This window comes from Actinomadura nitritigenes, assembly GCF_017573545.1.
Lineage (GTDB): Bacteria > Actinomycetota > Actinomycetes > Streptosporangiales > Streptosporangiaceae > Spirillospora > Spirillospora nitritigenes.
In genome coordinates this window covers 76,038-87,216 of the sequence record NZ_JAGEOK010000031.1, presented here as the reverse complement: position 1 = coordinate 87,216, position 11,179 = coordinate 76,038, and the positions used below count along the sequence as shown (strand labels likewise).

At 70.7% G+C, this 11,179-nt stretch carries 14 protein-coding genes and 1 pseudogene; 9 read left to right on the top strand and 6 right to left on the bottom strand.

All coding sequences use genetic code 11. The annotated features are described in order from the left end of the window. Nucleotides 1–62: 62 nt before the first annotated feature. Nucleotides 63–878, top strand: a complete 816-nt coding sequence (locus J4557_RS37490; RefSeq protein WP_307800425.1) for an ABC transporter permease — start codon at nt 63–65, stop codon at nt 876–878. Nucleotides 879–1,413: 535 nt separating this feature from the next. Further along, nucleotides 1,414–1,770 (top strand): annotated as a pseudogene (locus tag J4557_RS37485) (transposase). Nucleotides 1,771–1,927: 157 nt separating this feature from the next. Here the strand turns inward: J4557_RS37485 and J4557_RS37480 are convergent. Further along, nucleotides 1,928–2,530: a CGNR zinc finger domain-containing protein gene (locus tag J4557_RS37480; protein WP_243776977.1), complete on the bottom strand. Its 603-nt coding sequence runs from the start codon at nt 2,528–2,530 to the stop codon at nt 1,928–1,930. A gap of 133 nt (nt 2,531–2,663) precedes the next feature. Here J4557_RS37480 and J4557_RS37475 point away from each other — a divergent pair, with 133 nt between their 5' ends. The 5 genes from J4557_RS37475 to J4557_RS37455 all read left to right on the top strand — a co-directional run bounded on the left by J4557_RS37475 (nt 2,664) and on the right by J4557_RS37455 (nt 4,876). Next, a complete protein-coding gene (locus J4557_RS37475; RefSeq protein ID WP_208271545.1) occupies nt 2,664–3,116 on the top strand; it encodes a VOC family protein in 453 nt (150 codons plus the stop codon). 62 nt (nt 3,117–3,178) lie between these two features. Next, nucleotides 3,179–4,063: a pyridoxamine 5'-phosphate oxidase family protein gene (locus tag J4557_RS37470; RefSeq protein ID WP_208271544.1), complete on the top strand. Its 885-nt coding sequence runs from the start codon at nt 3,179–3,181 to the stop codon at nt 4,061–4,063. A gap of 24 nt (nt 4,064–4,087) precedes the next feature. Then, entirely contained in the window at nt 4,088–4,279 is a 192-nt protein-coding gene (locus J4557_RS37465) for a ferredoxin (RefSeq protein ID WP_208271543.1), read from the top strand. A gap of 3 nt (nt 4,280–4,282) precedes the next feature. Next, a complete protein-coding gene (locus J4557_RS52260; RefSeq protein WP_208271542.1) occupies nt 4,283–4,402 on the top strand; it encodes an FAD-dependent oxidoreductase in 120 nt (39 codons plus the stop codon). A 54-nt stretch (nt 4,403–4,456) separates the two neighbouring features. Further along, nucleotides 4,457–4,876, top strand: a complete 420-nt coding sequence (locus J4557_RS37455) for a transposase (RefSeq protein ID WP_208271541.1) — start codon at nt 4,457–4,459, stop codon at nt 4,874–4,876. 15 nt (nt 4,877–4,891) lie between these two features. On the opposite strand, the gene J4557_RS37450 is transcribed toward J4557_RS37455, so the two are convergent. From J4557_RS37450 to J4557_RS37435, 4 genes are all read right to left on the bottom strand, one after another. After that, on the bottom strand, nt 4,892–5,302 hold the full coding sequence (locus J4557_RS37450; protein WP_208271540.1) for a hypothetical protein: 411 nt from the start codon (nt 5,300–5,302) through the stop codon (nt 4,892–4,894). 255 nt (nt 5,303–5,557) lie between these two features. Further along, a complete protein-coding gene (locus tag J4557_RS37445; protein ID WP_208271539.1) occupies nt 5,558–7,501 on the bottom strand; it encodes an FtsX-like permease family protein in 1,944 nt (647 codons plus the stop codon). Further along, entirely contained in the window at nt 7,495–8,271 is a 777-nt protein-coding gene (locus J4557_RS37440) for an ABC transporter ATP-binding protein (protein ID WP_372442574.1), read from the bottom strand. The genes J4557_RS37445 and J4557_RS37440 overlap by 7 nt, the downstream gene beginning before the upstream one ends. Then, the gene (locus J4557_RS37435) at nt 8,268–8,417 is read right to left on the bottom strand and encodes a hypothetical protein (protein WP_208271538.1); all 150 of its coding nucleotides are present in this window, start codon (nt 8,415–8,417) and stop codon (nt 8,268–8,270) included. The genes J4557_RS37440 and J4557_RS37435 overlap by 4 nt, the downstream gene beginning before the upstream one ends. Nucleotides 8,418–8,654: 237 nt before the next feature. Here J4557_RS37435 and J4557_RS37430 point away from each other — a divergent pair, with 237 nt between their 5' ends. Beyond that, nucleotides 8,655–9,977 (top strand): sensor histidine kinase, encoded by a 1,323-nt coding sequence (locus J4557_RS37430; protein WP_208271537.1) that lies wholly within the window; start codon nt 8,655–8,657, stop codon nt 9,975–9,977. Next, nucleotides 9,956–10,621: a LuxR C-terminal-related transcriptional regulator gene (locus J4557_RS37425; RefSeq protein WP_208271536.1), complete on the top strand. Its 666-nt coding sequence runs from the start codon at nt 9,956–9,958 to the stop codon at nt 10,619–10,621. The genes J4557_RS37430 and J4557_RS37425 overlap by 22 nt, the downstream gene beginning before the upstream one ends. Here J4557_RS37425 and J4557_RS37420 read toward each other — a convergent pair. Beyond that, nucleotides 10,618–11,085 (bottom strand): GNAT family N-acetyltransferase, encoded by a 468-nt coding sequence (locus tag J4557_RS37420; protein ID WP_307800424.1) that lies wholly within the window; start codon nt 11,083–11,085, stop codon nt 10,618–10,620. The genes J4557_RS37425 and J4557_RS37420 overlap by 4 nt on opposite strands. Nucleotides 11,086–11,179: the final 94 nt, after the last annotated feature.

Below are 11,179 nucleotides of genomic sequence, written 5' to 3'. Positions count from 1 at the left end.
AGGAGCACCCCAACGGCACGTCACCGTCCGAGGCGCATCCGACGTCGCCGACCGGATACAGCGTGCGGCGCACCCTCCCGCTGCGGGTCGAGGTGGTGCGCCAGTTCCGCCGCAGGCGCACGCTCATCGCGTTCGGCATCCTCCTCGTGCTGCCCTGGGTCCTGGTCGGCGCGTTCAAGATCGGTGGCTCGCCGTCCGGCAACGGGGTCCCGAGCCTGGTGGACGTCGCCACCGCCGGCGCCCTGAACTTCACGCTGTTCGCCCTGTTCGTCTCGACCGGGTTCCTGCTCGTCGTCGCCGTCGCCCTGTTCTGCGGCGACACCGTGGCCAGCGAGGCCGGCTGGTCGTCGCTGCGCTACCTGCTCGCCGCCCCCGTCCCGCGTGCCCGCCTCCTGCGCCAGAAGCTGATCGTCGCCCTCGGCTACTCGGTCGCCGCGGTCATCACCCTCCCCCTCATGTCACTGGTCGCGGGCACCGTCGGCTTCGGCTGGTCGGACGTCGAGCTCCCCACGGGCGGCACCGTCCCGACCTCGACCGCGCTCGCCCGCATGGCGATCGTCGTCGGCTACTCCCTCGTCGCCCAGCTCGTCGTCGCCGCCCTGGCGTTCCTCCTGTCGGTCGTCACCGACTCGCCGCTCGGCGCGGTCGGCGGCGCGGTCGGCCTCGTCATCGTCAGCAACATCCTGGACGCCGTCACCGCCCTCGGTTCCTGGCGCGACTTCCTGCCGACGCACTGGATGTACTCGTGGATGGACGCCCTCCAGCCGCAGATCCAGTGGACCGGCATGGCCAAGGGCGCGGCCATCTCCATCGCCTACGCCGCCGTGCTCCTCGCCCTCGCGTTCCGCCGTTTCCACACCCGCGACATCGTGTCCTGACCGCCCTTACCGCCTGGCGACCCGCCCGCGGAACGATCTTCCTCGGCCACTTCCGGCCGCCACCAAACGTGATCGCGTGGCCACGTAAGGTCGACCTTGCTTCACGAAAAACGGTCGAACCGGCAGAGGATGTCGCATAAGCTCGCTGAACCTTGCCTTCGACGGTCGTGTCCTCCGAAGCGCAGGTGACATCGGCTCGATCGACGGGTTAAACCCGGCCCGACGGGGGAGATGATCAACATGGCACGGCAGCAGCTCATCAAGCGCCCCAAGCCCCCACGTCAACCGAGCCCGCCAGACCTGAGGACCCCCTCGGGCCGTCTCCTGCCGTACTGACACCCGTTCCCCGCCCGACCTCCTGAAGCCCGACCCCGCTCATCTGTTACAGGACCACCCACCACCCACGACATCCACACCGGCGCCGCACCACGAGCGCACCTCTCGGAGAGCTTTCCGGCCCGGCAACGACGCGAACGCCCAGGGCCTGTTTCCTGGATCGTCTGGCATAGAGCGAGGTTTCGTTCACTGTCGGGTTATGGGTCGTGGTGACTTGACCGATGCCGAGTGGGAGCGGCTGGCGCCGCTGTTGCCGCCGACGGGTGGACGGGCCGGCCGGTGGGCCGACCATCGCACAGTGATCAACGGGATCTGCCATCGGGTGCGGACCGGGGTGCCGCGCGCCAACCGCGCTCATCTGCGCCGACGCGGAATCGCCGACACCATCCCCGAACCAGCCGACCAGCAACGGCACCGGCGCAACCCAGGACAGTGCGGCAGCCGCCCACCCGGGTTCGACCCCGAGCGCTAAAAGGGCCGCAACACCGTCGCACGCGCGATCAACCGACTCAAGCAGTCCCCCGCGGTCGCCACCCGCTTCGACAAGCGCGCCTAGCCCCCGTCCAGAACTCCCCCCAAGCCGAACCGCCTCCCCGAACGGATGACACCGCCCCGCTCGCGCGGGTGCCGGTTCGCCCAGTTCGTGACCTTGCGGTTCGCGCCGACGCAAAGTGATACAAGCCACAGGACCGGTGCGCCTCATACAGAGGGACTCAATCGCCGGATTCCTGCTTCACCTTGGCGTAGTGACGGGCGGCTCGCGCCCGATTACCGCAGCCAGGTGAGCACCATTCGCGTCGCGGGGTGTCGCGGACGAAGAACAGCACACAGCCCGGCCCGTGGCAGGCGCGCAGTTGGTCGCGCTGCGGCCCAGCGAACAGGTCGACGGCGTCCTCGGCCAATGCGGCGATCGCGGCCGCAACAGGGCGACCTTCGGCGCACACCGTCGTGTGCGGCTCAGGAGTGGAGCGCAGCTCGTGCCAGCGCGGGCTCTGGCGAACATGACGGTTGAGGGTCGCGACCATGTCCGCATCAAACTCGCGGCCGTCCACGGCCGCCGCGGCGAGGGCCCTGATGACGTCCCGCAGTTCCCTGGCAAGGCGCAGGTCCTGGTCGGTGACGCCCTCGATGTCGGCATCGGCGAGTCCGATCGCGAGGCATGCACGCATGTCGCGAAGCCATGCGGCCAGGTGCTCAACGCTCTGCAAGCCGTCCCTGCGGCGACCTCTCACCGCGTACGCGGTGTTGCCGAGCTCGATGGGAGGCGGTTCGCCGAGGAGCGGGGCACCGCCACCTGCAAGGTGTGCCACTTCCATCACTCTTCTAACGGTACCGGCAACTTGACATCGTTATAAACCGCTGCCATATTTCTAACGGTTCAAGCGCCTGCCTACCGTAAGAAATGGCGGCGCGGCCTGCCCGTCACCCCATCCGCACAGGAGATTTCGCATGAGCACACCGGCCCTGCAGACCGGGCACATCGGCCTGAACGTGACCGACCTGGCACGTTCCACTGCCTTCTACCGCCGAGTCTTCGGCTTCGAGGTCCTGGGCGAGCAGACCGACGGCGACCGCAGTTTCGCCTTCCTCGGCCACGACGGCGCCCTGCAGGTCACGTTGTGGCAGCAGAGCAGCGGCACGTTCCCCACCGGCCGGCCTGGCCTGCACCACCTGTCGTTCCAGGCACCTGACATCGAGACGGTCCACCGCGCGGAGGCCACCCTGCGCGAACTCGGCGGGGAGCTGGTCTACGACGGGGTCGTCCCGCACGGCGAGGGCGCGTCCTCCGGCGGCGTCTTCTTCACCGATCCGGACGGCATCCGCCTGGAGATCTATGCGCCGAGCGGAGCCGACACCGCACCGGCGCCCACGCAGGGCGCACCGACCTGCGGCTTCTTCTAGCAGACACGACCTGCGCCCGGGCCGCGCTCTGCGGCCCGGGCCGGCGACGAAAAGGACTGCTCATGCTTCACCAAGGCGAACACGCAGTACAGCGCCGCGCCGGTCTGACCGTCGACGGCTGGGGATCGGCCGGCGTGAAGGCGACCATTCCACCGGTGGCGGCGGAGTTCCTCAGCCGGCAGCGGCTGGCGGTGCTCGCAGCCGCCGACGAGACCGGCGCGGCATGGGCCAGCGTCCTCACCGGCCCGCCCGGGTTCACCATCGCCCCCGACGAGCGCACCATCATCGCCGACCGGCTGCCCGGCGCCGGTGATCCGCTCGCAGGCCTTTTCGACGACGAGCGGCCGGTGGGCATGCTCATGATCGAGCCGGCCACTCGGAAACGCATGCGGGTCAACGGCCGGGCCCGCCAGCACGAGAACCGGCTCCTGGTGCGCACCGAACAGGTGTATTCCAACTGCCCGAAATACATCCAGACCCGCGTCCACGTCGACGACTCGCCTTCGGCACGCCGGGCGGCTCTCGTCACCCGCGAACTCACCGCCGACCAACGGCAGTGGATCACTGCGGCCGACACGTTCTTCATCGGCACGTACGCGGCAGGGCTGGGGACCGACGCATCACATCGCGGCGGCAACCCCGGCTTCGTGACGGTGACCGGCGGCGGCCGGCTGACCTGGCCGGACTATGTCGGCAACTCGATGTACATGACGTTGGGCAACCTCGAACTCGAGCCGCGCTGCGGGCTGCTGTTCCTGGACTGGGAAAACGGTCACACCCTGCACCTGACCGGCCGCGCCCGCGCCGACTGGGATCCGGTCCGGGCAGCCGCGGTGCCCGGCGCGCAACGACTGATCGACTTCGACGTCGAGAAGGTCATCGAGGTCTCCGGCGGCATTCCGCAGCGTTGGTCCTTCGGCAAATACTCCCGATTCAATCCCGCCTGACCGCTTCACAGATGAAAGAGAACCATGCGCGTCCGTGTCGACCTGTCCCTGTGCCAGACCCACGCCCAGTGCGTGTTCGCCGCCCCGGAGGTGTTCAGCCTCAACGACGATGACGAGCTGGTGTACGACGCCACGCCCGCCGACGCATCGCTACCCGCCATCGAGGAGGCGGCCCGCGCCTGCCCTGTACAAGCCATCTTCCTGGACGAGGACTGACCGATGCGCCGCATCGCGGTCGTCGGTGCAGGCCCTGCGGGACTGACCATCGCGCAGGAACTACGGCGGCTCGGCCACGACGGTGAGATCACCATGGTCGGCGCTGAGCCCTATCCTCCCTAGGGCCTGTTTCCTGGATCGTCTGGCATAGAGCGAGGTTTCGTTCACTGTCGGGTTATGGGTCGTGGTGACTTGACCGATGCCGAGTGGGAGCGGCTGGCGCCGCTGTTGCCGCCGACGGGTGGACGGGCCGGCCGGGGCGGCCGGTGGGCCGACCATCGCACGGTGATCAACGGGATCTGCCCTCGGGTGCGGACCGGGGTGCCGCGCGCCAACCGCGCTCATCTGCGCCGACGCGGAATCGCCCACACCATCCCCGAACCAGCCGACCAGCAACGGCACCGGCGCAACCCAGGACAGTGCGGCGGCCGCCCACCCGGGTTCGACCCAGAACGCTACAAGGGCCGCAACACCGCCGAACGCGCGATCAACCGACTCAAGCAGTCCCCCGCGGTCGCCACCCGCTTCGACAAGCGCGCCTACACCTTCACCGGCACCATCACCATCGCCGTCCTGCTCGCCTGGCTCCGCACCTGATCCAAGAAACAGGCCCTAGTCGCTGCCGAGTTCCTTGCGGAGCGAGTCGGTGAACGAACGCAGCGCCGCGATGGTCTGGTCGTAGTGCTCCTCGCCGGGCGATCCGGCACGCCAGCACAGCCGGACGAAGGCGGTCGCGCGATCGCTGGTTTCCTGGGTGCAGAGCAGGTGGATGACCGCCCGGCCTCTCTGCAGCTGGGTCTGCCACTCGCGCAACTCGACGGGCTCGTGCCCTTCGACCCACTCCCTGCTCCCGCTGCGGAGTTCGTAGATGTTGGTGCCCGCGCTGACCATCTCCGCCGCGCCGGCCAGCTTCTGGTCACGCAACCATCTGCGCTGCTCACCCCGGCTCTTGATCCACGCTCCCAGTAGGGCTCCGGAAAGGCCCAGCAACGCACCGATGATGCCGGCCAGGACGTTGACCACGCACAGAGACTAACGCGATCATTCCGGACGGCCCAGCCCGAACGTTCACCGTCAGAAGCGCCTCCGCAGGACTGATCGAACTGATCGAATTGATCAAGCGGCACCGCCAACGTCCTGAGAACGGCGGTGATCCGTTCTCTCTCCGGTCGCGGCGGCCCCTCGGTGGTTTCGCCCGCCCGCCGAACACGCACCCAGTTGATCGAAGCCTCACCACCACGACGCCACCGAAGGCTCGGCGGAGGGGTACATCGGCGTTCACTCCCGGGCGGCTAGGAGGGCCACCGGACGGGGTTTGGTCGCGGAGAAGGTCGTCCAGATGCTGGCGGCTCCGGTGACGGCGAAGGCGGCGACCGTGATGATCCCGAGGAGGGTCCAGGGGATGTCGACCAAGGGTCGGCCCGCGGCGCGGAGGGAGGCGGCGAGCATGCCGGCGAGGGCTCCCGCGGCGACCGTGCAGCCGAGGACGAGGCCGATGGCGGTGACCGCCCACGACTCGATCAGAGCGGCTCGGATCACCTGGGGGCGGGTCAGGCCCGTGACGCGGGCGGCGGCGAACTCGGTGCGGCGCTCGGTTCCGGCGATCACGACGGCGTTGATGACCGCGACCACCGCGTAGCCGCCGGCCATGCCCATGAGGACGGCGAGGATCCCTATGTTGCCCCGCTGCTGCGCGGCGGTTCTGTCGTCCGCCCACTGCGGGACGGTCTGGACCTTGCCGGCTCCCGCTGCGCGCATCGCCGTCCGGACCGTCGACCGGCTCGCGCCGGGGGCGAGGCGGATCACGGTCTCGGCCTTCGCCGTGGCGAGGGCCGAGGCGGGGACGAGGTCGCGCGGCACGAGAAAGGTCTCGGAGTAGTTCTCCAGCGTCGGCCGGAGGGCTGCGACGACCTTCAGCCGCGTCGTGTGGCCGTTGATGACGGCGGTCACGGTGGAGCCGACCCGGATCCCTGACTCCGCCATGCCGGGGCCCAGGGCGATCGTCCGGCCGTGGAGCCGGGTGAGCGAGCCCGCACGGAGGTGAAGGTCGTGGGTGCGGGCGTACGCGGAGGCGTCGATCGCGACGATGCCCGCATAGTGCGTCTGGCGCCATGTTCGGTTCACCTCGTGGTGTCGGGCGGTCACGCTCATGGAGAGGGACAGCTGCGGTGATGCGGCCGCAACACCGGGGACGGCGGCGATGCGGTCCAGGTCGGCACCGGACGAGGTCACCACCAGGTCGCCCCGGACGAGGTCGCGTTGCTCCTCGCCCGACATCAGTGCCAGGGAGCCGAGGGTGCCGGTCAGGCCGAGGAGCAGGGCGACCAGCACGATGAGCGGGGCGGCGGTGGACGCGCTGCGGCGCACCCCGTCACGGAGGTTGGCCTCGGCCAGTTCGCCGAGGGTGCCGGTGCGGAGGACGGCGCCGAGGACGCGTCCGGCGAGGGGGACGACGAGGGGGCTCAGCGCGCTGAGCGAGACGGCGCCCATGATGGAGATGCCGAGGCCCATGAGCAGGGCGCCGAGCAGGTCCGCGGACTGGGCGAGCGTCACCATCCAGATGGTGAACGCGAGGGAGGACAGGCCGGCCAGCCAGCGCGCCGGGGTCATCACCCGGGCGGCGCCTCCGGTGTCGCGCAGTGCGTCCAGCGGGCGGACCTTCGCGGCGCGGCGCGCCGCGGCGAGCACGCCCACGAGGGCGACCGTGATCCCGACGCAGCCGGAGGCGACGAGGACGCCGCCGTCCCAGACGAGCGGGAAGCCGTCCGGCAGGAAGCCGAGCGCGATCAGCAGCCGGGCCTGCAGCCAGGTGGCGGGGAGGCCGACGAGCACGCCGGCCGCCGTGCCGGTCAGGCCGAGCAGCAGTGCCTCACCGAGCAGCAGCAGGACGAGCTGGCCCCGGCCGCCGCCGACGAGGCGCAGGAGGGCGAGGTCGCGGCGGCGCTGGGCGACGGTGAAGGCGAACGTCGAGCTGACGATGAAGACGGTGAGGAAGGCCGACAGCATCACCGTCATGCCGAGCAGCGTGGCCGCTCCGGCGTAGCCCTCGCGAAGGTCCTCCCTGGCCCGGCCGGTGACGCCGGGCGGGATCGGTGCCCGGTCCGTGGCCACCATGACCAGCAGGGACGACTGGACGAGCGCCACACCGAGCGCCACGGCGGTGATGGCGCCGGCGAAGAGCCGCCAGCGTTCCCGGAAAGTGTTCACGGCGAGGGTCAGCACGGGGCGGCCTCCAGCCGGGCGAGCCGGTCGGCCACCTCGCGGGCGGTGGGGCGGACGAGCCGGTCGACGAGCCGCCCGTCGGACATGAACACGACGGCGTCGGCGTGCGCCGCCGCGGCCGGATCGTGGGTGACCATGGCGATGCTCTGCCCTTCCCTGTCGACCATGGCCCGCAGCAGGCCGAGGACGGTGCGGGCGGACGCGGAGTCGAGCGCGCCGGTCGGCTCGTCGGCGAACAGGACGGCCGGACGCGTGACCATGGCCCGCGCGATCGCCACGCGCTGCTGCTGCCCGCCGGACAGCTCGCGCGGCCGGTGCCGGAGCCGGTCGCCCAGCCCGACCGCGGCCAGCACCGCGCGCACCTCGCCGCGGCGGACGCGGGCGCCGGCGAGCTTGAGCGGGAGCGCGACGTTCTGCTCGGCGGTGAGCGAGCCGATGAGGTTGAAGCTCTGGAAGACGAAGCCCATCGTGCGGCGCCGCAGCCCGGTCAGCACCGCGTCGGGCGCGCCGGTGATCTCCTGTCCGGCGAGGAGAACCCGGCCCCGTGTCACCCGGTCGAGCCCGGCGGCGCAGTGGAGCAGGGTGGACTTCCCTGAGCCGGAGGGGCCCATCACCGCCGTCCAGGATCCGGCGGGGAAGGCGATGGAGACGCCGTCGAGGGCGCGGACCAGCGCGTTGCCGCTGCCGTACTCGCGGGTGACGTCCCGCAACTCGGCGGCCGGCGCACCCACCGGAAGCCGGGCCCGCCCTCCGGCCACCGCACCGCTCACCGGCCCACCGCCGACCGGCGCACCACCCACCGGTCCACCACCCACCGGTCCACCACCCACCGGTCCACCACCCACCGGTCCACCACCCACCGGTCCACCACCCACCGGTCCACCACCCACCGGTCCACCACCCACCGGTCCAGCACCCACCGGCACACCGCCGGACACCGCACCGCCGGTCGTCGCGGCGTCCGGGGCGGTGCGCCTCGGGACCGCGCCGCCGGTCGCTGGAAGGGCCGGGGTCGGGATGCCGGACGTCGGTGTGCTGGTCATGCCTTCACGGAACCATCCGGCCCCGGGGCTCCGCATGACGCCCAACCAGGATCTTTAGAGTATGGCCAGCCATACCGTCCCACCGCGAAAGCTTGACTAGCTTTGGTTTCATGACCGTCAGCGCGCCTCGCACCGCCCTGGAGGCCGCGACCGGGCGGCGGTACCTGATCTCCGGCTGGCCCTGGCGGTGCGCGGGTTACCTGCTGTCGACGCCGGTTCCGATGCTCGCCGCCGCCGTCCCGTTCGGGCTGCTGGTCCTGCCGTGGGCCGCCGCCCTGTCGTCCCGCCACGGGGTCGGCGCGCGCCTGCTGCTCGTGGCGCTGGGCGTCCTGTTCGTCGCGGGGCTGGGCCCGCTGGTGGCCCTCCCGGTCGCGGAGGTGGAACGCCGCCGGCTCCGCTTGGTGGACGTCCGTCCGATCGTCTCGGGCCACTCGCGCGTGAACGGCTCCGAGCCGCGCACGTGGTCGCTCGTCCGCTACGGGGAGGCGGCCATCTGGCGCGAGATGGCCTACGCGTCCCTCCTGGTGACCGTGGTGCCCGTCCTGTACGGGGCGTTGCTGACGTACGTGTTCGCCGTCGCCGGGCTTCTCTTCAGCCCGCTTCTCGCTCAGGGCGCAGGCGAGCCGGTGTCCCTGGGCCTGGCCAAGGTGGCGACCCCGGTGGACGCCGTGCCGTACGCCGTGGCCGGGCTCGCCCTGCTGCCCACCCTCCCGTACTTCGCGGCGGTCCTCGCGGGCGCGCACGGAGCGATGGCCAGAAGCCTTCTCGGACGGGGTTCCGGTGAGCGGCTCCGCGCCGAACTCGTCGAGGTGTCCCGGTCCAGGGCCAGGCTGGTGGACGCGTTCGAAGCCGAGCGGCGGCGCATCGAGCGCGACCTGCACGACGGTGCGCAGCAGCGCCTGATCGGTCTCACGCTCAAGCTCGGCATGGCCCGCGTGGAACTGCCCGCCGACTCCGACGCCGGTCGCAGCGTGATGGAGGCTCATGAGCAGGCCAAACTCCTCATGGAGGAGCTGCGCGAACTCATCCGCGGCATCCATCCGCGCGTGCTGACCGACCGAGGGCTGCCCGCGGCGCTGCGCGAACTCGCCGACCGCTCCCCCATACCCGTGACGGTCGAAACGGACCTGCCCGAAAGGCTGCCCCCGCACGAAGAGGGCACCGCCTACTTCGTCGCCGCCGAGGCCCTGTCCAACATCGCCAAGCACAGCGACGCCCGTAGGGGACGGATGAGCGTGCACCTTCGCGGCGACACCCTGGCCATGGAAGTCGAGGACGACGGCAAGGGCGGCGCGAACCCGTCCCTAGGGAGCGGTCTCACCGGTCTTGCCGACCGCGTAGCAGTGATCGGCGGAAGAATGCTCCTGTCCAGTCCGGCCGGTGGGCCGACCGTCCTACGCGTGGAGTTCCCGTGCAGCCGACCGTCCGAGTAGTCCTCGCCGAAGACGGCGTGCTCCTGCGGGAAGGACTCGTCGGGTTGCTCGGCAAGTTCGGCTTCGACGTGGTCGCCGCAGTGGAGGACGCCGAAGCCCTCAAGGCCGCAGTGGCGGAGCACGCCCCCGACCTGGTGGTCACGGACATCCGCATGCCGCCGGGTTTCAGCGACGAAGGGCTCCGCGCGGCCGTGGACCTGCGCAAGGCGCATCCCGGCCTGGCCGTCGTCGCGCTCAGCCAGTACGTGGAGCTGAGCTACTCCGCCGACCTGCTCGACTCCAACGACGGTACGAGCGTCGGCTACCTGCTCAAGGACCGGGTCGTCGACGTGGAGGAGTTCGTCGCCGCGCTGCGCCGGGTCGTGGACGGCGGTACGGTCGTCGACCCGACGGTCGTCCGGCAACTCCTGCGCCGCAGCCAGGACCCGTTGTCGCGGCTGTCCGCGCGCGAGCGCGAGGTGCTCGCCCTCATAGCGGAAGGGCACTCCAACACGGCCATCGCGCAGATCCTCACCGTCGCCGAGGTGACGGTGGGCAAGCACGTCGGCAACATCCTCACCAAGCTGGACCTGCCGTTGACGGACGACAAGAACCGCCGCGTCCTCGCCGTCCTCACGTACCTCCGCAGCCGCGCCGCCGCCTAGAGCGTCTTCTCGAAGCGCACACGGTCCTGCCCTGGGCCGTCGTATCCGGGCTGCGGCACATGGACGTCGAAGCCCATGGCCCGGTGGAAAGCGATGGAGCCGGTATTGGCGGGCGACGTGATGGCCTTGACCTTCGTACGGCCGGCTGCTGCGGCCTCCTCGAAGAACCTTTCGTACAGGGCTCGTGCCACGCCGTCCTTACGGCGCTTCGGGTCGACTCCGACGAAATGGATGTACGCCTCATCGGGATGGTCCGCAGAATGGAATCCCACGAGGAAGCCATGCATGCCATCATCCCCGTCCATGATGAGGCTGGTCCCCGAGAAGTGCTCGAAGAACAGCCGGGGCAGCAGCAGCGTCAACTGGCGCGCCTGCTCCGGCGTGCGCGAATCGGCCCACCAGTCCGGCATCACCCGCACGACCGTCTCGTGGTCTTCCAGCCGCGCCCGTCGGATCTGCTGCACCGCTCCGTCCTTCCGTCGTGGGATGCGCTCCGGTCCCATCCTCCCGGCCCGCCCGCCGCAACGTTCACGCACCCTCGCGTCCGGCCCGGCGCCG

What these genes read in the sequence shown, in the direction of transcription:
- J4557_RS37470 (WP_208271544.1), top strand. Translation starts at nt 3,179, where the DNA reads ATGCTTCACCAAGGCGAACACGCAGTACAGCGCCGCGCCGGTCTGACC.
- J4557_RS37465 (WP_208271543.1), top strand. Translation starts at nt 4,088, where the DNA reads ATGCGCGTCCGTGTCGACCTGTCCCTGTGCCAGACCCACGCCCAGTGC.
- J4557_RS37430 (WP_208271537.1), top strand. Translation starts at nt 8,655, where the DNA reads ATGACCGTCAGCGCGCCTCGCACCGCCCTGGAGGCCGCGACCGGGCGG.
- J4557_RS37480 (WP_243776977.1), bottom strand. Translation starts at nt 2,530, where the DNA reads ATGGAAGTGGCACACCTTGCAGGTGGCGGTGCCCCGCTCCTCGGCGAA.
- J4557_RS37475 (WP_208271545.1), top strand. Translation starts at nt 2,664, where the DNA reads ATGAGCACACCGGCCCTGCAGACCGGGCACATCGGCCTGAACGTGACC.
- J4557_RS52260 (WP_208271542.1), top strand. Translation starts at nt 4,283, where the DNA reads ATGCGCCGCATCGCGGTCGTCGGTGCAGGCCCTGCGGGACTGACCATC.
- J4557_RS37455 (WP_208271541.1), top strand. Translation starts at nt 4,457, where the DNA reads ATGGGTCGTGGTGACTTGACCGATGCCGAGTGGGAGCGGCTGGCGCCG.